This is a genomic window from Rhizobium herbae (assembly GCF_017873135.1).
In the GTDB taxonomy this organism is placed as follows: Bacteria; Pseudomonadota; Alphaproteobacteria; order Rhizobiales; family Rhizobiaceae; genus Pararhizobium; species Pararhizobium herbae.
In genome coordinates this window covers 407,395-428,588 of record NZ_JAGGJV010000005.1, presented here as the reverse complement: position 1 = coordinate 428,588, position 21,194 = coordinate 407,395, and the positions used below count along the sequence as shown (strand labels likewise).

The 21,194-nt window shown below is 61.1% G+C and carries 25 protein-coding genes; 12 read left to right on the top strand and 13 right to left on the bottom strand.

The window, feature by feature from the left end; genetic code table 11:
• Positions 1-225: 225 nt before the first annotated feature.
• The 3 genes from J2Z75_RS16195 to J2Z75_RS16185 all read right to left on the bottom strand — a co-directional run bounded on the left by J2Z75_RS16195 (position 226) and on the right by J2Z75_RS16185 (position 3,421).
• A complete protein-coding gene (locus J2Z75_RS16195) occupies positions 226-1,086 on the bottom strand; it encodes a helix-turn-helix domain-containing protein (RefSeq protein ID WP_209853782.1) in 861 nt (286 codons plus the stop codon).
• A 240-nt stretch (positions 1,087-1,326) separates the two neighbouring features.
• The gene (locus J2Z75_RS16190; protein WP_234937370.1) at positions 1,327-2,646 is read right to left on the bottom strand and encodes a DNA-packaging protein; all 1,320 of its coding nucleotides are present in this window, start codon (positions 2,644-2,646) and stop codon (positions 1,327-1,329) included.
• A 163-nt stretch (positions 2,647-2,809) separates the two neighbouring features.
• Positions 2,810-3,421: a hypothetical protein gene (locus J2Z75_RS16185; protein ID WP_209853781.1), complete on the bottom strand. Its 612-nt coding sequence runs from the start codon at positions 3,419-3,421 to the stop codon at positions 2,810-2,812.
• A 277-nt stretch (positions 3,422-3,698) separates the two neighbouring features.
• Between J2Z75_RS16185 and J2Z75_RS16180 the strand changes: the two genes are divergently transcribed.
• Positions 3,699-4,040 carry an MmcQ/YjbR family DNA-binding protein gene (locus J2Z75_RS16180; RefSeq protein ID WP_209853780.1) on the top strand — a complete coding sequence of 114 codons (342 nt, stop codon included), beginning with the start codon at positions 3,699-3,701 and terminating at the stop codon, positions 4,038-4,040.
• Between the two features lie 28 nt (positions 4,041-4,068).
• Here J2Z75_RS16180 and J2Z75_RS16175 read toward each other — a convergent pair whose 3' ends face one another.
• A complete protein-coding gene (locus J2Z75_RS16175) occupies positions 4,069-4,686 on the bottom strand; it encodes a LysE family translocator (protein ID WP_327791261.1) in 618 nt (205 codons plus the stop codon).
• A gap of 82 nt (positions 4,687-4,768) precedes the next feature.
• Positions 4,769-5,236, bottom strand: coding sequence for a YcgN family cysteine cluster protein (locus tag J2Z75_RS16170; RefSeq protein WP_209853779.1), 468 nt, complete (start codon positions 5,234-5,236; stop codon positions 4,769-4,771).
• Positions 5,237-5,385: 149 nt separating this feature from the next.
• Here J2Z75_RS16170 and J2Z75_RS16165 point away from each other — a divergent pair, with 149 nt between their 5' ends.
• The 3 genes from J2Z75_RS16165 (at position 5,386) to J2Z75_RS16155 (ending at position 8,901) form a co-directional block, all read left to right on the top strand.
• Entirely contained in the window at positions 5,386-7,632 is a 2,247-nt protein-coding gene (locus J2Z75_RS16165; RefSeq protein WP_209853778.1) for a transglycosylase domain-containing protein, read from the top strand.
• A 143-nt stretch (positions 7,633-7,775) separates the two neighbouring features.
• Positions 7,776-8,363 (top strand): DUF1214 domain-containing protein, encoded by a 588-nt coding sequence (locus J2Z75_RS16160; protein ID WP_209853777.1) that lies wholly within the window; start codon positions 7,776-7,778, stop codon positions 8,361-8,363.
• Complete coding sequence (locus tag J2Z75_RS16155) at positions 8,356-8,901, top strand: DUF1254 domain-containing protein (protein WP_209853776.1); 546 nt, start codon at positions 8,356-8,358, stop codon at positions 8,899-8,901. Before J2Z75_RS16160 ends, J2Z75_RS16155 begins: the two co-directional genes overlap by 8 nt.
• A gap of 149 nt (positions 8,902-9,050) precedes the next feature.
• Here J2Z75_RS16155 and J2Z75_RS16150 read toward each other — a convergent pair whose 3' ends face one another.
• Together J2Z75_RS16150 and J2Z75_RS16145 are read right to left on the bottom strand one after the other, a co-directional pair.
• Positions 9,051-9,233, bottom strand: a complete 183-nt coding sequence (locus tag J2Z75_RS16150) for a hypothetical protein (protein ID WP_209853775.1) — start codon at positions 9,231-9,233, stop codon at positions 9,051-9,053.
• Between the two features lie 440 nt (positions 9,234-9,673).
• Positions 9,674-9,949, bottom strand: a complete 276-nt coding sequence (locus J2Z75_RS16145) for a hypothetical protein (protein ID WP_209853774.1) — start codon at positions 9,947-9,949, stop codon at positions 9,674-9,676.
• A 284-nt stretch (positions 9,950-10,233) separates the two neighbouring features.
• On the opposite strand from J2Z75_RS16145, the gene J2Z75_RS16140 reads away from it, so the two are divergent.
• Genes J2Z75_RS16140 through J2Z75_RS16130 form a run of 3 tightly spaced genes read left to right on the top strand, consistent with a single transcriptional unit; the run spans position 10,234 to position 12,451 of the window.
• Positions 10,234-11,049 (top strand): SH3 domain-containing protein, encoded by an 816-nt coding sequence (locus tag J2Z75_RS16140; protein ID WP_209853773.1) that lies wholly within the window; start codon positions 10,234-10,236, stop codon positions 11,047-11,049.
• A 12-nt stretch (positions 11,050-11,061) separates the two neighbouring features.
• Positions 11,062-11,307, top strand: coding sequence for a hypothetical protein (locus tag J2Z75_RS16135; RefSeq protein ID WP_209853772.1), 246 nt, complete (start codon positions 11,062-11,064; stop codon positions 11,305-11,307).
• 7 nt (positions 11,308-11,314) lie between these two features.
• Positions 11,315-12,451 (top strand): DUF2336 domain-containing protein, encoded by a 1,137-nt coding sequence (locus tag J2Z75_RS16130; protein ID WP_209853771.1) that lies wholly within the window; start codon positions 11,315-11,317, stop codon positions 12,449-12,451.
• A gap of 15 nt (positions 12,452-12,466) precedes the next feature.
• On the opposite strand, the gene J2Z75_RS16125 is transcribed toward J2Z75_RS16130, so the two are convergent.
• The 3 genes from J2Z75_RS16125 to J2Z75_RS16115 form a co-directional block, all read right to left on the bottom strand.
• Positions 12,467-12,817, bottom strand: a complete 351-nt coding sequence (locus J2Z75_RS16125; RefSeq protein ID WP_209853770.1) for a DUF1491 family protein — start codon at positions 12,815-12,817, stop codon at positions 12,467-12,469.
• 91 nt (positions 12,818-12,908) lie between these two features.
• Positions 12,909-13,898 carry a peptidoglycan-binding domain-containing protein gene (locus J2Z75_RS16120; RefSeq protein WP_209853769.1) on the bottom strand — a complete coding sequence of 330 codons (990 nt, stop codon included), beginning with the start codon at positions 13,896-13,898 and terminating at the stop codon, positions 12,909-12,911.
• Complete coding sequence (locus tag J2Z75_RS16115) at positions 13,870-15,444, bottom strand: sensor histidine kinase (RefSeq protein ID WP_209853891.1); 1,575 nt, start codon at positions 15,442-15,444, stop codon at positions 13,870-13,872. Before J2Z75_RS16115 ends, J2Z75_RS16120 begins: the two co-directional genes overlap by 29 nt.
• Positions 15,445-16,027: 583 nt before the next feature.
• Here J2Z75_RS16115 and J2Z75_RS16110 point away from each other — a divergent pair.
• The 5 genes from J2Z75_RS16110 (at position 16,028) to J2Z75_RS16090 (ending at position 18,709) form a co-directional block, all read left to right on the top strand.
• Positions 16,028-16,462, top strand: a complete 435-nt coding sequence (locus J2Z75_RS16110; protein ID WP_209853768.1) for a DUF5330 domain-containing protein — start codon at positions 16,028-16,030, stop codon at positions 16,460-16,462.
• A 36-nt stretch (positions 16,463-16,498) separates the two neighbouring features.
• Positions 16,499-16,975 carry a ribbon-helix-helix domain-containing protein gene (locus tag J2Z75_RS16105; protein ID WP_209853767.1) on the top strand — a complete coding sequence of 159 codons (477 nt, stop codon included), beginning with the start codon at positions 16,499-16,501 and terminating at the stop codon, positions 16,973-16,975.
• A gap of 32 nt (positions 16,976-17,007) precedes the next feature.
• Positions 17,008-17,268 (top strand): hypothetical protein, encoded by a 261-nt coding sequence (locus J2Z75_RS16100; RefSeq protein WP_209853766.1) that lies wholly within the window; start codon positions 17,008-17,010, stop codon positions 17,266-17,268.
• Positions 17,261-17,638, top strand: coding sequence for a hypothetical protein (locus J2Z75_RS16095; RefSeq protein WP_209853765.1), 378 nt, complete (start codon positions 17,261-17,263; stop codon positions 17,636-17,638). Before J2Z75_RS16100 ends, J2Z75_RS16095 begins: the two co-directional genes overlap by 8 nt.
• Before the next feature lie 648 nt (positions 17,639-18,286).
• Positions 18,287-18,709, top strand: coding sequence for a SufE family protein (locus J2Z75_RS16090; RefSeq protein WP_209853890.1), 423 nt, complete (start codon positions 18,287-18,289; stop codon positions 18,707-18,709).
• On the opposite strand, the gene J2Z75_RS16085 is transcribed toward J2Z75_RS16090, so the two are convergent.
• The 3 genes from J2Z75_RS16085 to J2Z75_RS16075 all read right to left on the bottom strand — a co-directional run bounded on the left by J2Z75_RS16085 (position 18,675) and on the right by J2Z75_RS16075 (position 20,745).
• Positions 18,675-19,592 carry a DUF6456 domain-containing protein gene (locus J2Z75_RS16085; RefSeq protein WP_234937369.1) on the bottom strand — a complete coding sequence of 306 codons (918 nt, stop codon included), beginning with the start codon at positions 19,590-19,592 and terminating at the stop codon, positions 18,675-18,677. The two genes, J2Z75_RS16090 and J2Z75_RS16085, sit on opposite strands and share 35 nt — an antisense overlap.
• Positions 19,585-20,061, bottom strand: a complete 477-nt coding sequence (locus J2Z75_RS29250) for a helix-turn-helix domain-containing protein (protein ID WP_234937368.1) — start codon at positions 20,059-20,061, stop codon at positions 19,585-19,587. The genes J2Z75_RS16085 and J2Z75_RS29250 overlap by 8 nt, the downstream gene beginning before the upstream one ends.
• Positions 20,062-20,310: 249 nt before the next feature.
• Entirely contained in the window at positions 20,311-20,745 is a 435-nt protein-coding gene (locus J2Z75_RS16075; protein WP_209853764.1) for a MucR family transcriptional regulator, read from the bottom strand.
• Positions 20,746-21,194 lie beyond the last annotated feature (449 nt).

The following is a 21,194-nucleotide window of genomic DNA, read 5'->3' as shown; positions in this document are numbered from 1 at the left end:
GCAAGTGGTCCGCAGACCTACACAGTCGAAAGCACCAGGGTACGAACTGCCTCGTGGGATGCGATTTCGCCAGAAGGACCCGCAGCATCGCGGGCAGGCAAAACTGCATGCGGCCTCCTAGCAGTTCTCTCCTTTTCGCTGCGGGGATGATAATTCGCCCTCGTCCGTAAGAAACATTTCCGCCCCAGGCGATCGCAACTATTCGATGCCACTCCTGCCGGTCTGTCAGTGGACATGGCCGCGCTCCGCTGAATGGTTTAAGCGATAGCTGCGCATAGCGCTGAGGATGAACTGCGAGCCTGCCCCGCGCTTTCGCATCTCCGCCTGGATGGCCGCATCCAACACACCATCGGCATCAGCGAGCCATGCCCATGTTGACGCCCCGTTGTCATCCAGACGATTGATCCAATCATTCACACGGTCAGAAGCATTCGCCAAGCCCGCCTCGCGGTGCGAACAACCTGCGGTTTCGCCCCTCTCCTTCGATAGGAAGTTTCGATTAACTGCCCTCTCATCCTTCCCTTTCAAAAGCCCATTAAAAAGCGTCCCCACGCCTTGGGCTTCTTGATCGTCCGTGCCTTGCTCTGGCGTCTCGTTGAGAGAGATGGGTTTATAAGATGGGTTACTAAGATTGGTTTGCTGGACATTTTTGTCCTGGGTGTCTGGACATTTTCGCCCAGGGTCTGCGGACAATTTTGTCCGCGCCCTCCGTTTCATTTGAGGCTCGCAGATCGACCGCATTCGTTGATCCCAATCCGCTACGATCGCACGAAATTTGGCCCACTGAGGGCTGTAACTGGCACGGAACGAACGGCCACCGTGGCTATCTTTTTTGAAAAGCTGCCACTTCTCACTGCACAAAAACTCGGTCGCACGCCGTACCGTTTTCTCATCAAAGCCGAGTAGGGTCGCGAGACGACCAAGGCTCGGATCACATTGTCCGGTGGCTCTGTTGTAGTGATCCAAAATCGCAGATGCGACCGCCTTGTCCGCGCTGGAGAGGCCAGCGGCTATATTCAACGCTTTTTGCGCGATTGCTATGTCGTGCTTTTGAATTCCGTTTTTCCCGCGAGCCTGCTCGGCCATCACGCACCGCCGTACTCGATCTGATGCGCCCGCTTGGCCGCCTCGATCGCCTGTAGGCTGGTCAGGTCGAAACGGCGACGAAGGAACGGCAGCAGCGGACCCGAAACGGCATCACGATTGCGGGCAAGCCATCTACCGGCAATCTCAACCGGAGTGGGAAGCGCCGCCTCGCTTTCGTTCGCGGTTATGGTTTTACAGTCGGGCGCAATGTTCCGGGCATGTTCATGCTTTTCTGGAAACTCATTGCAAAACGTAACGCTCTGGGAAGGTTGCGCTTTTAGGGATGGCGATACTTTCGCACATCTGGTCTTCGAGCGCCGGAAACGATCCCGCATGCACCACCCGCCCCTGCTCGTAGAGTGCCGCCACCGGTTCCGCCCGCAGCCATTTTCCGCGTGAAGCCCTCACCGCCGTCACCGGCAGCTGCGCATCGATGCCGCGCAGCACGGCAGACACCATGTCGCCGCCCTGGTTGACCTCGGCGACGATCCGGTCGGCATTAAACCGCCTGAAGGCGCGAACGACAGCGTTTGCCCATCCGGCCGGGCTCGCGCCCTCCACCGAACAATCGGCCAGAACCACGCCGCGTCCCGCCCGGTCGAGGCCGGCCACAATGATACCACAACAGGATTCTCGGCCCCCGCCGGCGGGCGGATCGACTGCCACGACGATCCGGCCGAGCGGCCCGGCGTCGCGCAGCTTCAGCGCCTCGATGCAGGCACGCGACCAGAGCGCATCCTCGCGGTCCTCGATCATCTCGCCGTCGAGTTCCTGCCGCCCGAGCCGCGTGCCGCCGTAACGGCCGGCCATCGCCGAAAGAAACCCTGGTGCCAGATTTGCAATATTGTCCGCTGTCCGGATCCGTAGCGTCCGCGTGCCGGGATCGGCGATCAGCGCCTTCAGTACCGGCACCGGCCGCGGTGTCGTCGTTACCAGTGCCCGCGGATCGTCGCCGAGCCGCAGGGCAAACTGCAGCATGTCCCACGTCTCCTGCCCGTGTTTCCATTTGCCCAGCTCGTCGCACCAGGCATAGTCGAATTGCGGTCCGCGCAGGCTTTCGGGATCCTCCGAGGAAAAGATCTGCGCCACCGTGCCGTTCGGCCAGACCAGACGCCGGCGTGACGCCTCGAAATCCGGCCGCGCCTGCCGGGCGATCCGGCAGATGCCGGAAACCCCGTCGATCATCACCTCGCGCGCATCGCCCAGCGTCTCTGCCACCAGCGCGATCCGCAAGCCGGGCCTTGCGTCCTTGCCCGACGCCAGCCCATGCACCCATTCGGCGCCCGCCCGCGTCTTGCCGGACCCGCGCCCGCCCATCAGCAACCAAACCCGCCAGTCGCCTTCGGGTGGTTTTTGCTCGTCGCGACCGATTTGGTTCCAGTCCCGAGAATAAAAGGCTGCGTTGCAACAATACCGAAGATGATCACGCTCACCCGCAATCAAATCGCCCTGGATCGGGCCATCTTCACCGCCGTGGACATCCAGGTTCTGCCCGGTTTCTCCGGGCCGTTCATCCGGCATTGCCGTATGAACCTGTGCCGCTTGATCTTCGAGCAGCATTTGTGTTTCCTGCATTCCGGCCACTTCGTCGGAATCTCCGGTTTGCGAGAGGGACAACGGCAGCCCGGGTGTAGTAGGATGGGTGCCATCGATCTGCGCCACTACAGCATTTGTTGCCTTCGCAATTTTGGCGCGGATTGTGTTGAACCGTCCTATCCGGGCCTCATGTTTGAGTGTCCTCTTTTCCAAGTGGCGCAGTTCGGCCTTGATTTTCCGGCGATCCACGCGGAGCTCCCGGCGCATGGTCGCCACCGGCACCGCCGGGCTCGCCGTTGCCATCGCCATCGGCGATATGTCGGGCAGCGAGTTCCTTGGCGCGCTGCTCGACACGCTGATCGATTTCGGCAACGAAGGCCTTATAGCTGTCCTCGTCGAAGGTGGCTTCTGCCTGTGCCTGCCGGTCATGCGCAATCGTCCTCTGCAGGCTGTCGATCTTCTCCAGCGTCCGCACGATCACCGACATCGCCTCGATGCTGGCTTTCGCATCCGCCTGGATTGCCTTGCGGTCGATCTCCTCGCCCGAAGCCTCCGCCTTCTCGCCGGCCACGCGCCTGAGCAGCCGGAACTGGTCCATCTGCTCGCGCAATTCCCGCGTCATGCCGTTCAACATGTCCTGCAGATCGTCCAGCGGCGAAACCGCCTTGGTCTCGAGGATCACCCGCCGGGCAATATCCTGAAGCGCGGCATCCGCCTCGCCCGACAGCCGCCCGTCATAGACCGGCGCCTTCGGCCATAGGCCAAAGAGCTCCGGATCGAAATCCAGATCAGACGTCATCACAATGTCCTTTGAAATCAGCAGCCGGACCTGAAACCGAGCAAAGCGGCTTGCTCTCTCTTCTCCCCCCGGGGAGAAGGTGGCTCGTAGGGCCGGATGAGGGCCTGCGCCCGCCGAAATGCTCAAACCGCAAGAGAGGCGAAGCATCCCGCCTCACCCAGTTTTCCGACTGTGCCATAACCCTATCAAACCACCGTCACGGCGTCAAGGATTATTTTCCTAGTAGGATAATTTTCTCAAATTTGCGCATTGGCGGATGCATGCTACACTTTACCCCATGAGAACCGAAGACTTGGAAAGGCGGGCAATGAGCCTGCCAGGTGCGGTTGAAAGCGCCCATTTCGGCAAGCGCGATTTTCGCGTCGGCAACCGCATCTTCATGTCCCTTCCGGAAGCCGGCCGCGCCGTTGTCAAGTTCACGCCCGACCAGCAGAGGCTGTTCCTCGAAACCGAGCCCGGCGTCTGCGCCGCCGTTCCCGGCGGCTGGGGCCTCAAGGGCTGGACATCTGTCTATTTCGCCGATGCCGACGAGGATATCATCGACCACGTGATGGAAACCGCCTGGCGCAACGTCGCGCCGAAACCCCTGACGAATGCTGCGAAAACCTCCGCCGCCTGATCGAATGCCGCGAAATCAATCATCGCCGCTACTGCGCCGTCGTCAGCGCAAACCATACGGCAACCACTGCCAGAAGAGCCGACAAGCCCCGCCGCGCCAGGCGTTCGCGGCGCGGGTCGTTGAGCACCGGCTCAAGACGCGCCGCGGTCAGGGCAATCAGCGCATGAATGAGGGTGGCCACCGCGACATAGACTGCGGTCAATGTCAAAGTCTGATGCATGACCGGTTGTGCCGGCGCCACGAAGGATGGCAGCACGGCGATATAGAACAAAAGAGCCTTGGGATTGAGCAGGTTCGTCAATAGCCCGCGCAGGAAATAGCCGCGATAGCTGCCCGTCTGCGTCTCCTGCGGCCGGCCCGCGGAAAACCACCCTTCCGCGGCGAGATAAAACAGAAAGGCGACCCCTGCCCATCGCAGGGTTTCATACAGCGCGGGTGAGGACTGGATGAGAGCCGCAGCCCCGAGAGCGCCGGCCACGCCGATGACGGAAAGCCCCAGCGCGATGCCGGCGACGGCGGCAAACCCTGCCCGGCGCCCGTCCAGCGCCGAAATGACCGCAAGCCATGTCATGTTCGGACCCGGGGTGATCTCGATCACAAGCACCGTCAGGATGAACGGCAGCAGATTGACGGGGAAAAAGGACACGGGCTCGACCATGCCCGAGACTATAGGGCCGAAGACAAAGGAGCCAAACGGTTTCTCCGCGCTCACGGCACAGAGATCACACTTACCGCTCGCCGCGTTCTCCTACGGTCAGCGGCCATGTCACCAGATAATCCTCCAGATCCTCGACATCGATCGTGTCCTCCGACACCGTGCGGCCGCGCACGGAAATGCCCGCCTGGTGTACCGTTTCCGGATCGCCGGACACCAGCGGATGCCACCAGTAGAGATCGAGCCCGTCGCGCACCAGCCGGTAGCCGCAGGTCGGCGGCAGCCAGGTCAGCGTCTCCACCTCGTGCGGCGTCAGCTGGATGCAGTCCGGCACCGTTGCCTGCCGGTTCGGATAGTCCTTGCACCGGCAGGTCTCGCCGTCCAGCAACGTGCAACCGACGCTGGTCCAGGCGATCTCGCCCGTGTCCCAGTCTTCCAGCTTGTTGAGACAACAGAGCCCACAGCCGTCGCAGAGGCTTTCCCACTCGGCGTTGGTCATCTCGGTCAGCGATTTCGTCTTCCAGAAGGGCTGTTCGCCCATGCGCTTTTTTCTTCCATCCGTTGGATTTTGGCGACAATTTTACAAAAGATTGCCGGATTTTTAAGGCTCATTACCGATATCGGCGTAGAATAGAAACCCGGCCCATGCAAGTATTGGCCGGGACGTGAAGCCAGCAGGACACGACAAAGTTGCAGGACCCAAGCCAAGACGACAGCCTAAGAGAGGATAACGCCGTCCCGCAGGATGATCGTCCGCGCAAGCGCCATATCCTGCTGCGCATCGATTCCTTCATCGATTCGACCGTCTGGAACGCCGGCTTCCGCCTCGGCGTCTGGTGGGAGGACATCACCATCTTCTTCCGCCGCTTCCGGATGCGCGGCTGGAAGAAGGCGCTGTTCGAGGTGCTTGGCGAATGCATGACCTGGGGCACAGCCGGTTCCGTGCTGATGCTGGCGCTGGCGCTTCCGGCCTTTGAAGAAACCAAGGGCAACTGGCGGGCGCAGAGCGATTTTGCCGTGACGTTCCTTGATCGCTACGGCAACGAGATCGGCCATCGCGGCATCATCCACGAAGATTCGGTGCCGATCGACGAACTGCCGGACACGCTGATCAAGGCGGTTCTGGCGACCGAAGACCGCCGTTTCTTCGATCACTACGGCATCGATTTCCTCGGCCTTTTCCGCGCCATGACCATCAATGCCCGCGCCGGCGGCGTCGTCCAGGGCGGCTCGACGCTGACCCAGCAGTTGGCGAAAAACCTATTCCTGTCGAACGAACGCACCATCGAGCGCAAGATCAAGGAAGCCTTCCTTGCCGTCTGGCTGGAAAGCAACCTGTCGAAGAAGGAAATCCTGCGCCTTTACCTCGACCGCGCCTATATGGGCGGCGGTACGTTCGGGGCAGCAGCCGCCTCGCAGTTCTATTTCGGCAAGAACATCACCGACATCAACCTTGCCGAAAGCGCCATGCTGGCCGGCCTGTTCAAGGCTCCTGCCCGCTACGCGCCGCATGTCAACCTGCCGGCCGCCCGCGCCCGCGCCAACGAGGTGCTGACCAATCTCGTCCAGGGCGGGCTGATGACCGAGGGCCAGGTGATCGCCGCCCGGCTCAACCCGGCGAAGGTGATCGATCGCGCCGAAGTCAGCGCCCCGGATTTCTTCCTCGATTGGGCCTTCGACGAAACCAGGCGCATCGCCACGCCCTTTGCCCAGCATTCGCTGGTCGTTCGCACCACCATCGACATGGGGCTTCAGCAGGCGGCGGAGGAATCCGTCGAATCCAGCCTTAGGCAATATGGCGAGAGCTATCACGTCAAGCAGGGCGCCATGGTGATGGTCGAGAACGGCGGCGCCGTGCGCGCCATGGTCGGCGGCAGGGATTACGGCGAAAGCCAGTTCAACCGCGCCACCAAGGCGCTGCGCCAGCCGGGCTCCTCCTTCAAGATCTACACCTATACGGCGGCGATGGAAAAAGGCTTCAAGCCGGAATCGACCATCAGCGACGCGCCGGTCACCTGGCGCGGCTGGTCGCCGCAGAATTACGGCCGCAGCTATTCCGGCCGCGTCACGCTGCTGACCGCGATTGCCAAGTCGATCAACACCGTCCCCGTCCGCCTCGCCAAGGACGAACTCGGCACCGAGATCATCGCCGAGACTGCGAAGAAGATGGGCGTCGAAACCCCTGTTCGTACCGACAAGACCATGCCGCTCGGCACCTCGGAAGTCACCGTTCTCGATCAGGCGACGGCCTACGCGGTCTTCCCCGCCGGCGGCCTGCAATCGCGCCGCCACGGCATCAGCCAGATCCTCAATTACGACGGCGATATCCTCTATGATTTCAATCGCGACGAACCACCGGCCAAGCGTGTCGTCAGCGAGCAGGCCAATGCCAAGATGAACTACATGCTGACCCAGATCCCGATCATCGGCACCGCGCGCAAGGCCGCGCTCGACAACGGCATCGTCGTCGGCGGCAAGACCGGCACGACGCAGGCCTATCGCGACGCCTGGTTCATCGGCTATACCGGCGATTACACCACCGCCGTCTGGTTCGGAAACGACGACTATACCTCGACCAACAACATGACCGGCGGCTCGCTACCGGCGATGACCTTCAAGCGCCTGATGGACTATGCCGAACAGGGCATCGAGCACCGGGCCATCCCGGGCATCGAAAACCCGCTTCCCGGCCCTGACGCGAAGAAGAAGGAGGCCGAGACCGCCGCCGCCAAGCCCGGCGACGAAAACGCCCTGCCGCCGCTCATCCGCCCCCGCTCGCTGTCTTCCGATGTCACCCGGCTGTTGAAGTCGATCGGCGAAAAGTTCGATACCGCGCCACCGCTGAAAGTCCCGGCCGAGCCACCTGGCAAAGTGGCCGAAATCGATCCGCAACCGACCGGTAATATCGTCAAGGGAGGCCGGGATGCGGGACGGTGATGTGTTTCCTCGTGGCGTGAATGCAATAGCTGGCCCCTCGCCCAGCATACCCCCTCTGTCACGGAGTGACAGAGGGGGTATGCTGCGGCATTCTCGAAACTCACCTCTGTCCCACACATCCCCATAAATCCCCGGTAGTCCCCTTGTTCCGCATCCCCCTCCTCGTCGCCCTTGCCCTGTTCGTCACCTTCGGCGTCGGCATCGTCTCGACCGTGTCTGCCCTGAAGGCGACGGTCGGCTTCGGTGCGATCGCGCTTGGTCCGTGGGTGGCCTTTCCCGAGGCGCAGACGGAAAACACCGATCCCTATGCCAAGGCGCACCGGGCGCGGGCGGGCAAGCTGCTGTACGGTGGGGCGGAAGGGCTGCAGTTCACCGCGGCCACGGACAGCGCCGGTGAAAAGCTCTCGTCCGGCTGCTCTTACGATATTGTCGGCATCACCCCGCCCGCCCGCTTCTGGACGCTCTACGCCACCAACGCCAACGATCAGCCGATGAAGGCCGACCTGGCACTGCCGACAGCGACCAATGCCTGGACGGTGCTGCGCCAGCCGGACAGTTCCTTCGTCATCCATGTCTCGCCGGTGGCCCAGCCCGACAACTGGCTGGCGCTTCGCCGCATCGGCGCCTTCAAGCTGGTACTGACCCTGCTCGATACTCCGACCGCCGGTTCCTCCGGCCTCATCGATCTCACCATGCCGAAGGTCGTCAAGACGGAATGCCCGGATGCGTAGCGTTCTCTTCGCCATCCTCGTCGGTCTGGTCGGCGCGGCTCTGCTGCACATCGTCATCATTCTGGCCTTGCCGCAGTTTACCGGCAAGGACGCCTACAGCCGGGTGCTGGGCCTGTACGAAATGGACAGCTTCTTTCCGCTGACCAGCGAGCCGGGGCCGACCGGCCTTGCCAATGACGATCCGTACCTGCGGGTCGCCGTCTGCGGCTTCTCGGTCACCGCCGGTCCCGCGCGCTTCGTTGCAAAGGGCGCCATACCGTTCTGGTCCCTGTCGATCTATGACGCGAATTCCAACGAGATTTTCAGCATGAACGACCATACGGCGGTGAACGGCAATCTCGATCTGGTCATGGCCACGCCGATCCAGCTCGTCGACCTCAGAAAGACGCCGCCCGAGAGCCTTGCCCAGTCGATCCTGGTGGAAATGCCGGACGAGGAAGGCTATGCCGTCCTGCGCGCGCTGGCACCGATGGATAGTTTTGAAGAGACCGTCCGCAATTTCCTGGCGGAATCGAGCTGCGAACCCTTCCGCCGGTGATCCCGATCACCCCAAATGACACGAAAGCGTTGTGATTCCCGCGCGACAGCATGGCTGCCGTCATCATCGCTGCTTGTCGGCCATAAGGCCTTGTCAGGTGGAGGCGTTCTTCCGGACAGGCCACGGCGCAACCCCGGTCGATAAAGCTGTCAGTGCTTCTTGGCTTTGCCTTCGGCGGGTTTGACCGGCGCGCCGCCCGGATGGCCGTCCAGCCGCTCGTAGCGGATGCCGGTAAACAACAGGATCACGGCTTTGCCCGGCACAACGGCCCCCATCGAGGGTTTTGGCGGTGCCCGCACAAGACGGTCCTCTAGTCTGATAACCTCTGCCATGCTCGTCTCCAAAACGTGGTTGAGACGGATGAACTACCGTACTGATTTCACCCTGCCCGTTTTGCGGGCTGGCGCGCTCCAGAGTTTTTTGCCCTGAACATCTGCGCCTTTCTCGTTTGCTCCTTCTTCCGGGACACCCCAGATCTCATGCCATTCTTGCAAGCAGGCCATTCTTGGCCAGAACTGCCGGGGCGTCGAGTGGTCTGCGCCCTGCTGCCCGATTGAGCCATACGATAGTTAATAGCTCCTTAACGGTCAAAACCCCAATCCTGGCGATTGAAATCGCCATTGCTGCTGATTTAACCTGATTTGCCCGATACGGTAGCACCGGACAAAACCTCCCGCTTGCAAAAACGACTATAGATGAGCACCACGCCTGCGCAGTTCCAAATGGAACAAGCGCTAGAGCGTTTCATCTTCAAACGCTCCAGGTCTCAAGATCAGCGCCGCGCGAGCAGGCCGATCACGAAGGATACGCCGGCAATTGCCAGCAATGTCGAAACGGGTTCGTCGCGAATGCGATCCCGCAGCCTTTCGGTGAGCACTTCGGCTTCGGACGCCACGACTGCCTTGGCACTTGTGCCAATGGCCGAAACGGACTCAGTCAGTCGGGCGATCTCGGCCCGCAGTTCGGCGATCTGGTTATCGAGATCCACTCTTGCCGTGCTTGCTTCGACATCGGCTTCATTCGACACAGCTGCAAATTTTTCGACCATCTTCAGGGCTCCTTTTTCCAATGCCCTTTCAACGCACCAACCCGCCTTTGGTTCCCCGGGCGCGCCCATGGATCGACGTCACGAACCATATTTTTGGCTCGGTTTTCTATTGCAATGCCGGGTCGGCCCGCATGCGGAACGAACAAGGCCGCTCGCGCGTTCTTCTATATGAACCACCCGTGCCTCAAACGCCGCACCATCTCAAAAAAGACACAAAAACAACGGTGTGTGCATGATAAGGCACGAACGCCAAGAAGCGCCGGATGGATAGGGAAGAAGAACTCATGACGATACCGCGACGATATTCACTGAAATCAGCCTTGATGGCGATCGCCGCAGCCGCGGCGTTTCTGCTGCCGGTTGCCGCGCAAGCCGCGGAAGGCTTTGCCACTGCCAATGTCAACATGCGGTCAGGCCCAAGCACGCGCTATCCGGCGGTCACCGTCATCCCGGTCGGCACACCGGTCGAGATTCATGGTTGCCTTGCCGACATTCCCTGGTGCGACGTTTCCTTCTACAGCGGCCGCGGCTGGGTTGCCGGTCGCTACGTCCAGGCGGAGTACCAGCAGCGCCGCGTCTACGTGGAGCCGGATTATTACGGTTCGCTCGGCATTCCCCTGGTGACGTTCGAACTTGGAAACTATTGGGATCGCAACTATCGCAACCGCGACTTCTATGGTCAGCGCGACTACTATCGCCGCGACCGCGACCGGGATCGTGTTACACCTGATCGCCGCCCGCGCCGCGACTACAACACCTTCGACCGCCCGCGCCGCAACAATGATGACGGTATCGTCATCGAACGTCCGAGGCGTGACCGGGACAGGGAGCGCATCGAGCGGCGGCGCGACGACAATGATCGGCAGTTCCGCAACGACCTGAGCAACCGGCGCGACAGGGATCGTGAACGCATCGAACGCCGCACGCGTGGCAATGATCAGCGGATCGAGCGCCCAAATCGCGATCGAGACCGGAACAACGACAACAGGCGGATCGAACGACGTGACAATGATCGTTCGAACGCGGGTCGCAACCGCGACGGAAACCGGGATCCCAACCTGCGTCGCCGTTGCCGTCCAGACGACGTGAGCTGCAACTAGGTTCATCTCAGGATGCTTGACGACGGGCGGCGCAATGCCGCCCGTTTCCATGTCGGCGGCTTTTGCCGGAAAGGAACGGCTCCCGTCCCGCACGGTAAACGGAATGTTAACCATGTCGCCGTACTCTCACCCTATCATTCAGCCATGATCGGCAGGGTCGACATCACCATCGTCGATGCCAATGTTTTCAGCGCTTTAGCGTCATTGATCGTGGCGCCGTCAATGACGTTTGAAGATGTGCCGGCCGATTTTGCCTGAAATTTCGATGCCTCTTCGGACGCACGGCGCAACCCGGGTGTCCGAAATCGGGAATGTGGCGTTTTGCGTACGAGTGGGTGTATCCGTGGCGGACCGGTTTCGTGAGTTGGAAAGGCCGCAGACAGGGCGGTTGAAGGACGTCGTCCTGATGGCGACCGTGACCGGTTTCGAAGGTCTGCGCCATCCCCGCAGAACCGACCTCAAGCAATTTTCCGAACTGTTCGAGCCGCTGTTTTCCGCCTCCAGCGATGAAGCCCGGCGCCAGGCCGCAGCCGCCCTCTCCCAGTGCCAGCATGTTCCGCAATCCGTGGCACTCCAGATCGGCAACGCGCCGATTTCCATCGCCGCGATTTTCCTCACCCGCTCGGCCTCGATCACCGATGCGACGCTGCTGCAAATCATTCGCGCGCAGGGGCCGGCGCACGCCACGGCGATCGCCCGCCGCGACAATCTCTCCGTCCACATCGTCGACGCGCTTGTCGAACGCCGCCAGACGGCCGTCGCGCCGGCAAAGACTGCCGGACCCGTCGCTGCCGTGGCGGAACAGCGGCCACCCGAAGCCACCGCCCTGGAAATGACCACGGCGAAACTTCTGCGCGAGGAAAAACTGCGCAGCGATATCAAGGCGCTGGCACGCACGACCAGACAGGCTCCGCCGGCAGACCCGATCATCGAGCCCATCAATACACTGCATGAAGCCCTGCTGGTCCGCTTTGCCCGCTCCGGCGAGGCCAATCTCTTCGCCGCCAGCCTTGCCGCCGCCTTGTCCTCCAGCCCCGAACTCGGCGAGCGTATCCTGCTCGACATCTCCGGTCAGCAGCTGGCCATCGCGCTGACAGCGCTGGACATGCAGCCGGCCGACAGCCTTTTCGTGCTTTCGGCGCTCTATCCGGATTTGACGGAACGCCTGGGCGGCGCCACGCGCGGCGATGCGCTGCTTGCCTCCCTCACCCCGGAAACGAGCCGCGCCCGCGTTCAATCCTGGCTGCACACGGAACAGCAAGAAACGGCCGGCACGCCTGAACACCAATCCTACCTGGCTCCGGACCGCGGAGCGGATCCACGCCAGACGGCTGCCCGGCCCGAGGCCGCACGCAGCGCAAAGGACATCCAGCAGAAACGGGCTTTCGGCCGCGGTCACTAAGACTGGGTATAAGGCTCAGCTGCCCTTTTCGGTGGCGATATCGAACAGATCGCCGCGCGAATCCACCTCGATCTCCACCACCCAGCAATCCGGATCGAAACGGATTTCGCGGGCAATCGCCTGATCGACCGCCTCGCCTTCGACGCCTTCAAGCCGGATCTCGAACAGCCGGCCGGGGATCGTATCCTCATCGAAGAAACTCTGCGGCGCCGGCCCATAGAGCGTTTCGGTGCCGAGACGCGACCGCTGGCGAATGAAGATGGCGCCGGCCTGCTCGGCGCCCTTGCGCAGAACGGCCGCGTAACCGCCAAGGCCAAAGACCCGGCGCACGAGAGCGGAAACGAAAATTTCGGATTTCAGGCGCATGGACGGCTGATACACCGGGCGAGGCCGGGGTGCAAATGCCTCTTGTCCAAGTCCTCCGTGGCTGCCGTTGAGGAAAACGGGCGCGAAAAACTCAGAGCGCGCCGATTTCCTTCATCTTCTTCAGCACCTTGTCGCTCGGCTGGCCGGTTTCGGGCAGGCGGTAGTGCTTTTCGAAATGGCGGATGGCCGATCGGGTCTGCTCGCCCGCCACGCCATCGACCGACACGTCGCTATAGGCAAGGTTGCTCAGCCCCTTCTGGATGTTCATCACCAGTTCGCTGGAGGCGGGAATATCGACTTTCGGAATATATTGCGGATCGATCTCCGCGTTGCGGATCGCGGCGGCCACCGGGTCGAGTTCGCCCTTTCCGCCCTTGACGTTTTCATACGGCCGCTCGGCGGGTTTTGCCGCGGCCAGCGACTTGGCTTTGACCTGCTGGGCCTTGATTTCCTGCCCGCCGGTCTCCTGTAGGGTGGTCTCCTGCAGGGCGGCAAGCAGCGTATCGCTCGCCGATCCCGTCTCCGGACGGCCCGTCTGTTTTTCAAAGCGCAGGATCGCGGCGGATGTCTTCGGGCCGGTCTTGCCGTCGGCGGGACCATCATAGAGCCCCCGCAGCGAAAGCTCCTTCTGGATATTCGTCACCAGCACGGAGCCCGTCACGGGCGTCGCCACCGGCGTGCTTTGGGCAGTCTCCGGCGTCGGTTCCGCTTTCGGCTGCTCCATGCTCGCCGTTTCCGTCCCCTCATCCTCGCGCTGGATGACGAAGGTCGTCACCTTGCGCGGCGAAAGGCCGTCCGCCTCGTCGCCAGTGCCGATTTTGGTGGATTGCGGAAGGGTAAACGGCAGGCGGGTGCGCAGGAACGGCGAGGGATGCACGCCCGGCTGATACCACATGGCATTGGCCGCGACGAAGCTGAAGACGATGGCAAAAGCCACCGAACCGCCGAAGGCGCGCGGATTGCGCGACGCCAGGCGGCCGGCGAAGGTCAGGCCGCGCATCGCAAGGCCAACCGTCACAAGGCCCGGGCCGCGCTGCGCTTTCTTTTTCTTCTCAGGCTGTTTTCGCTTGCGAGCCGTCATGACCAGCGCCCCCGTTCATTCCATCGGCATCCGTCCGGCTCGTCTCCGGAAAGGCCTTGTCGTTCGTCTTCTCCCGCGTACGCTCCTTCAGGCGCGGCGGAAACTCCACCATTGTCTGTTCCACTGATTCCTGCTCGCCGGCAGCGCGGATGCCCGAGCCGTCGAGCGGGATCGTCACGGTGATGACGGTTCCCTCGCCGGCCCTGCTGCGGATCTCGAACCGGCCGCCATGCAGCGCCACCAGCCCCTTGACCAGCGACAGGCCGAGCCCCGTGCCCTCGTATTTGCGGGTATAGTCGTTCTGGATCTGCACGAAAGGCTGACCAAGCGTCGTTAGCCTGTTTTCCGGAATGCCGATGCCGGTATCGCTGACGATCAGGTTGAGATCGCTGCCTGCCACTTCCGCATCGATGGTCACAAGGCCGCCGCGGTCGGTGAACTTGATGGCATTGCCGACCAGGTTGATCAGGATCTGCTGGATGGCGCGCTGGTCGGCATTGACCTCGCCGACATTGCGCATGATCCGGCTCGTCAGCTGCACGCCCTTTTCGCGGGCCTGCAGGCCGAGCATCGCCTCGCAGGCATTGACCACATCGGCCACCCGGAACGGCTCGGGTATCAGCTCGTAACGGCCGGCCTCGATCTTGCTCATATCGAGCATGGTGTTGACGACGGACAGGAGATGAGCGCCCGACTGGTTGATCAACGAGACATATTCACGCTGGCGGTCGTTTTCGAGCTTGCCGAAATACTCGCCCGACAGAATGTCGGAGAAACCGAGAATGGCATTGAGCGGCGTGCGCAGCTCGTGGCTGACGGCGGCGAGGAACCGGGTTTTGGCGTCGTTGGCCGATTCGGCCAGCCGGGTCTTGTAGACAGCCTCGGCGCGCAACCGCGCCTCTTCGGAGACGTCGCTCGACTGGACGAGGATGGAGAGCTCTCCGTCGATCTCGCCAAGCGCCGTCATCTCGCACCGCATGTGGATGAACTGATCGCCTTCGGCAAAGACGTTCGGCCGTTCCAGCCGGATGTCGATGGTTGCCTGGCGGTTGCCCTGCCGCAAAAGGTCGATCGCCTGGAGGAAGAGAATGCGATCGGAAACATGGATCTGTTCGATGAAGCCGCGGCCGCCCGGATTGCGCATCCAGGCAAGATAGGATTCCGCATCGCGGCCGTGAACGGCGGTGACCGAGCCCCTGGCGTCATGGATGGTGACGAGACCTGCGAAGCAATCATAGTGCCGCGCGCCGTTGTCGAAGGATGCAACCTGTATCCCCGCGACAGGAGGAACCACCTTGCGGTTGCGCGCATAGGCAATGCCGCCGACCGCCGTCATCAGCGCGGTCGCGGCAACGAGCGCGGCACCGACCGGCAGCGCCAGCGAAACCGGCAGAGCAACGGAAAGGGCGAGAGGAACCGTGGGGAAAGCAACGAGTGCGACAGCAGCGACGGCGCGCACGACGGCGAACTCGCGGCCTGCCTTCGGCTCGCCCGCCACCGGGCGAGGCAGCCAAAGGCGCGCGGCGTCGTCCACGCGGGACGCCATCCTGCCAGCAATGTTACGCAATACGCTCAACGTCTAACCCTGTACGCTCGTTCTTTTTCCGGAACCCGTCATGGTTCCGTCCTTTATATGGAGGCTCCCGTCCGCGGGCCAACATGGCCTTCCCGGACGATCACTTCATGCATCCGAATTTCGCATTGGCGGCTTAATGAAAGGATAAATCAAATTGCGACAAATCCCGCGAAACCGCCGGAAAATCCCATTCCGGAACAAATCGCCGCGGCTTTGTCTTTTGTGGTTAATGGGGTGTAATCGGCGGATTTCATGCGGCTTTCGCCCGCATATTAACCTTTGTGGCGACACTACCCAGCCGCGAGTCCCGCGTTTGCGGCCCTGCCCGGCCGGCCTCTGCCTTGAACCTTAATGGCGACCGTTAAAATACGCGATAAATGCCATTCAAATGCCGATATTTCCAATTTTATGAAAAGACGGTGCAAATGCCAGCGGTTTTGGCAAAGGCATGTTCCGAATCCCTGTCTAAGGTGTGATGACAAGGCGCCAAGGGAGCGAACCCGGCAGAGACCGGACGCAGGTTTGAGTGCCTTACCAAAGGATGGGCAAGACGATGTGGTTTCTGATCAAGGGAACATTCTGGTTTTCGCTGGTGCTGGTGCTCCTGCCTTTTCTCGATCCGTCGAGCAGCTCGACGCTTGAAAAGGGGCCGAAAGTCGATGTCGGCGACACCGTGTCGGCCGCTACCGAAGCCTTCGGCTATATCAGCGCCATCTGCGTCGAGAAGCCGGATGTCTGCGTCAAGGGGACGGAGACCTTCGTGGCACTCGGACACCGAGCCCGCGAAGGCGCCAAGATCGCCTATCTGTTTCTCGACCAGCAGTTCGCCGAACCGAGCGACACGGTCACGACCGGCACCATCGCTTCGCCCGAGCCCGCAACTGCCGTGACGACCACCGAGGCGGCTTCCGCCGAGGCGGAACCGCAGTTCAACAAAATTCCCGTGCCGGAAAAGCGCATCGAGCCGAAGGCAGTGCTTTCCCAATAGGTTTGCCTGCCTCCTGAAGACGACCTGAACTGCCGATTGACGGCCGCCGTGAGGAACGCCCATCCCTCACCCTGCCCGATCAACGAGACCGGTGGGAAATTTGTTAACCACGTCTCTGCCATCGTCGCGAGCAGGGGAAGACCACCGCTCAACGTTATCCGACTTCACGTCACGCTCACGCCCGACGACATCAAGCGCATCGATGCTGTTGCTGGAACCTATGCCCGGTCGAAATTCATTCGAGACTCGGTGCGACAAGTCCTCGACCAGGTCGAGCCTGGAGACGAGGCGAAAGGTCCGCCGTATCTCGAATATGATAGTGGCCACGAGCCCCGCCTCACGCCGCCAGGCAGATCAGTGCTATTTGGCGCTATCCGCAAGCGGGGCTTCGATCAGGTTATAAGCAGCCTCGGCTTTACCGATCCTGTCCACTTCCTGCATGCCCTGCTAGGTCACCGCACGCTCCCCGATCGCGCGACCAGTTTCTTGGTGACGGAACTGCTGCCGAAATAATAAACGGCCCACAGATACCCAGCGAGTGGACCATGAAGCTAGCCGACAAAGGTGTTGGGGTTGAGTTTACCGACCCAGCAAACGCAGATAACAGAGTACGCATCGACGCCGCCAATCCAGTTTCAGCAAACGCCAGTCAACGCGTTAGCCATGTAGTCGTTCGCGTTGGCGGACATGGCATCGATGCGAACGGAAATAGATATTTCGACGGACTAGCAAACAATCCCGTCGACGGGCATATTCCAATCGATGTTTATTCTGGGTTCAGTCTTTTTGGAGTAGCAAATGAATGAGGAAATAAAACAATCCGACGGGCGAGCCCTTTTGATATATTTTCTGGAGTTTTTGTCTGCGAGCGATAAAACTCTCGAGACATACCGATATGATGAAAATGGGGTGCGCGCCGAATTCATCGACTACGATCTTGTGGTTAAATTCCTGTTTGGCATTCTCGCCATTGAAAATATCGAAGCGTGTGTAGGGAAAATCATCACAAAGAACGAAGCCCCAAAGTTAGAGAATTTAGCGACCTCACTGCGTGCTACACTCGAAGAAGACTATCCCGACGAACTAACAGCCGACTACGTTCGAACCCCACGCTGGCAAAGCGTAGTTCGCAACGCGAATATTTTGTTAGAAGCAGTTAGAAAAGGTGATGTTTAGCTGGACCGGCAGGCTGATGGATATGGATAAGCGCTGACCTGCCACTGAAGTTTCATCCGGCTGCGATTAGAGCCTCGGCGGTTTTGGATACGCCAGATGGCGCGGTGGGAGCAACCGGCGGAACCGCGAAGGTTCCATATAATCACTTGAGGTGCGGGGTGGGAGTGGCTTTTCCGGGGCCTTGAGTTATCGTCTGTTCATGAAAACAGCTCTGACGAAATTTGCGTGTCTGAATTGCCAGCGAGTTCTGAAACGCCCGGCCGACGCGACGCAAAAGATTTGCCCACGTTGTGGCGGCACGACCTATCGAACTGGATCCGACTTTAAGGCCCCTCCCGCAGGCCATCGACGGGCTTGGCAAGTTGCCAGCTTTCTCATCTTGAAGGGCTTCCCGTTTTACAGGATCGGTGCCCCCTATCCTCGAGACATGAATGCAGCCGACTTTTTGTTAAAGAGCACGGTGATAAGGCTGTTGATATTTCTCATCGCCCCGTCTCCGCGCATTTGCCACGAAGCAGTCCAGTTTGAGCTGTTGCGCCTCGCACATCAGTTTAGGGCGGGCTTCCCTCGCGGCTTTTTCTTTTTGCGGTTTTCATGTTCCGACCGATCGCCTATATGAACGCCATGGACCAGACCAACACATCGCCGATCACCCCGCTTGCCGAGATCATCGACAATTGCGCCTATCTGGACGATTGGCAGGACCGGATGAGCTATGTGATCGAGCTCGGCCGCAAGCTGCCGGAAATGCCGGAAGACCAGCGCACATCGGAAAACAAGGTGCAGGGTTGCGCCAGCCAGGTCTGGCTGGTCACCCATGCCGGCAATGCCGTGAGCGACCCGATCCTCACCTTCGAGGGCGAATCGGATGCCCATATCGTGCGCGGCCTCGTTGCCATCGTGCTGTCGATCTTTTCCGGCCAGCACGCCTCCGATATCATCAAGACCGATGCGCTCGACCTGTTCGACCGGATGGGGCTGATCGAATACCTCACCGCCCAGCGCGCCAACGGCCTGCGCTCGATGGTCAAGCGCATCAAGGACGAGGCCGCCCGGCAGCTGGCCGCCTAGCGACAACAAGATCGCCCGCCTCCGGTCGGTAGCCCTCCGATCCCCAGACATGGTTTTGCCGCGTTGCCCCGCGCGGCGGCGGCGCATAGTGGCGGGCAAGTGCCATCAGCGCGGTGCGCAGCATCAGCTTGGCGGAACGCGCCGGCCATTGCCGCTCCCGCTCGACGATTTCAAGCCCCTTCTGGAAGCAGCACACATCGAGCGCCACGCCGCAAAGTTCCGGTCCGATCGCCTCCATCGCCCTGCCCACCCGCAACCGCGCGGCAAGCGCCGTGTCGCAGAGATCGGCGGTGCCGGCGCTGCCCCTGGTCTTCGTCGAAAGCCGCGGCTCGTAGGTCATGGTGAGGCGCGGCTGCAAGTGCGCGCGGGTGAAATCCGCGTGCAGCCGCTCGCCGGCCGAAATCGCCTCGGGCGGCAGGAAGGCCTGGCCGGATTTTTCCTTCAGGCGGGCAATGACACCAAGCGGCGATTCCAGCGGATTGACCCGGACGCTCTGACGGACACCCTCCACCATGGCGGTGCGGCTTTCGGTGTCGCGATGCTGCTCCTGAAACGCCTCTTCCGGCGCCAGAAGAGCGCGGCGCAGGAAAGCCGGCGCCTCCGGCGTTGCACGAACACCGCCGGCGTCAAGCACGAGGAGACCCAGCGAGCAGGCCCGGTCAAGCGCGGCTTGCGGGAAATGCCGCGACGGACTGTGCCCGGCAGGGCGAAACATCACGCCCGCCTGTGCCGGTTCCATCCGGACCGGAGCATGGGTCGCGACATAGCGGACAAGGCGGACGATGTCCTTGTGGGTGGCACCCGCGTGCCCGATCGCCATGTCGCCTGTGATCGCCGCGTCACTCGTGATCGCCGCGTCACTCGTGATCGCTGCGTTACGCATGCTCCCGCCCTCCCGGCGCACCGAAGACGGAGGTGACGACACGCTCCAGCGACGCGATGAAATCGTCGAAGGCCGGATCGTCGCGGCGATCCTCGACGACGTTGCAGGCGTGGCCGACGGTCGTGCGGTCGCGGCCGAAGGAATGACCGATGTCGGTGAGCGAAATCTGCAGCACGACATGGCAGACATACATGGAGATCTGGCGGACATGGCAGCTGATCCGGCGGCGATCCCGCCTGAGCGGCACGCGCTCCCCCACCAGCATCACCATCTCCGCCGTCACCTGCCGTACGACGCGGCAGCGCAGATGGGCGGCAACGGGCAGGACAGGACCCCAGGGTTCGGCAACGCTGCCGGAGACGGATGGCGGTTTGGGCGGCAGCACGGGCTTTGTCTGCGGCACGCGGGCAACGGGCGGCCGAGGCTGTTTCCTCGACGAAGGCAGATACAACGTTTTGATGATTTGCATGAGTTCACTCCTTAAAATAGGAATTAATTCATACACCCTAGTGTAAACGCGGGGATGATGGAAAGCCCACACCATCGATCATCCGTTGTTTTTTCGCTGTTTTTACGAATTCGCGGAAAGAAAATAGGTATATTTTCCTCTCTTCCTAAAACATCCACCAATTCCGATGCCGGGCACCGGGCAATAAAAAGCCGGCCTGACGACGCCGGGCCGGCTCTGGTGTCTCGTGGCTGGAATCCAGCGAGGGCCTTACTTGGTGGCGCGGCGCTTGCGGCGCTGGCCGAGGCCCATTTCCTTGGCGAGGCGCGAGCGCGCTTCGGCATAGGCCGGGGCCACCATCGGATAGTCGGACGGCAGGTCCCACTTCTCGCGATAGTCTTCCGGCGACAGGCTGTGATGTGTCATCAGGTGGCGCTTCAGCGACTTGAAGGTGCCGCCGCATTCCAAACAGGTGATCTGGTCATCCTGGACCGACTTGCGGACGGAAACGGCCGGCTTCGGCTTCTCAATCACGACTGCGACCGGAGCCGGGCTGCTGGTGTTGTTCAAGGCAGCGTGGACATCGCCGATCAGTGTCGAGAGTTCGGCGACCGGGACGACATGATTGCTGACATAGGCAGCGACAATCTCTGCGGTAAGTTCAACCAGAAGATCGTGGGCCGAGCCAAGCGGTAGATCCGTCATTTCTTTCTTTCTCCTATCGGAATTTCTTCAAACATGTCCACGATGGGTTTATCGCGAACACAACCAAAACATGCTGAGAAAATGTCCGAAACCGCGATTCAAGGCCAAACCTGAAGGATTTCCCCTCGGCCACAACCGAAAACCGCGACAACCCTCATAATACTCCCAATTCCGGGGCTGGAATCCGTTGCCAAAGCACCGGGGAGACCCAGCACCTCAAAGCAACAACCAACAATCACAACCCATGCTGGAATTTCAGATCGAAGTAATATAGAAACGGACACTTTGCCTTTACTCGATTAACATTGATCGAGAAAAAGTCCAATAATAATTTATGCGAGATTTAGCCTATTGATCTTGAAATGTGGGGAGAACCGGCGCGCTACCAGAAACATTACGATACATCTACCGATAAACGCTGCGCTGCGCTGGAAGTCCGCGACAGTCTA

Bases quoted from the DNA above. Each gene is read 5' to 3' on its own strand.
- J2Z75_RS16195 (WP_209853782.1), bottom strand. From the start codon at position 1,086: ATGGCCGAGCAGGCTCGCGGGAAAAACGGAATTCAAAAGCACGACATA.
- J2Z75_RS16190 (WP_234937370.1), bottom strand. From the start codon at position 2,646: ATGCTGCTCGAAGATCAAGCGGCACAGGTTCATACGGCAATGCCGGAT.
- J2Z75_RS16185 (WP_209853781.1), bottom strand. From the start codon at position 3,421: ATGACGTCTGATCTGGATTTCGATCCGGAGCTCTTTGGCCTATGGCCG.
- J2Z75_RS16180 (WP_209853780.1), top strand. From the start codon at position 3,699: ATGAGAACCGAAGACTTGGAAAGGCGGGCAATGAGCCTGCCAGGTGCG.
- J2Z75_RS16170 (WP_209853779.1), bottom strand. From the start codon at position 5,236: ATGGGCGAACAGCCCTTCTGGAAGACGAAATCGCTGACCGAGATGACC.
- J2Z75_RS16155 (WP_209853776.1), top strand. From the start codon at position 8,356: ATGCGTAGCGTTCTCTTCGCCATCCTCGTCGGTCTGGTCGGCGCGGCT.
- J2Z75_RS16150 (WP_209853775.1), bottom strand. From the start codon at position 9,233: ATGGCAGAGGTTATCAGACTAGAGGACCGTCTTGTGCGGGCACCGCCA.
- J2Z75_RS16145 (WP_209853774.1), bottom strand. From the start codon at position 9,949: ATGGTCGAAAAATTTGCAGCTGTGTCGAATGAAGCCGATGTCGAAGCA.
- J2Z75_RS16140 (WP_209853773.1), top strand. From the start codon at position 10,234: ATGACGATACCGCGACGATATTCACTGAAATCAGCCTTGATGGCGATC.
- J2Z75_RS16135 (WP_209853772.1), top strand. From the start codon at position 11,062: ATGCTTGACGACGGGCGGCGCAATGCCGCCCGTTTCCATGTCGGCGGC.
- J2Z75_RS16130 (WP_209853771.1), top strand. From the start codon at position 11,315: ATGCCTCTTCGGACGCACGGCGCAACCCGGGTGTCCGAAATCGGGAAT.
- J2Z75_RS16125 (WP_209853770.1), bottom strand. From the start codon at position 12,817: ATGCGCCTGAAATCCGAAATTTTCGTTTCCGCTCTCGTGCGCCGGGTC.
- J2Z75_RS16120 (WP_209853769.1), bottom strand. From the start codon at position 13,898: ATGACGGCTCGCAAGCGAAAACAGCCTGAGAAGAAAAAGAAAGCGCAG.
- J2Z75_RS16115 (WP_209853891.1), bottom strand. From the start codon at position 15,444: ATGGCGTCCCGCGTGGACGACGCCGCGCGCCTTTGGCTGCCTCGCCCG.
- J2Z75_RS16110 (WP_209853768.1), top strand. From the start codon at position 16,028: ATGTGGTTTCTGATCAAGGGAACATTCTGGTTTTCGCTGGTGCTGGTG.
- J2Z75_RS16100 (WP_209853766.1), top strand. From the start codon at position 17,008: ATGAAGCTAGCCGACAAAGGTGTTGGGGTTGAGTTTACCGACCCAGCA.
- J2Z75_RS16095 (WP_209853765.1), top strand. From the start codon at position 17,261: ATGAATGAGGAAATAAAACAATCCGACGGGCGAGCCCTTTTGATATAT.
- J2Z75_RS16085 (WP_234937369.1), bottom strand. From the start codon at position 19,592: ATGCGTAACGCAGCGATCACGAGTGACGCGGCGATCACGAGTGACGCG.
- J2Z75_RS29250 (WP_234937368.1), bottom strand. From the start codon at position 20,061: ATGCAAATCATCAAAACGTTGTATCTGCCTTCGTCGAGGAAACAGCCT.
- J2Z75_RS16075 (WP_209853764.1), bottom strand. From the start codon at position 20,745: ATGACGGATCTACCGCTTGGCTCGGCCCACGATCTTCTGGTTGAACTT.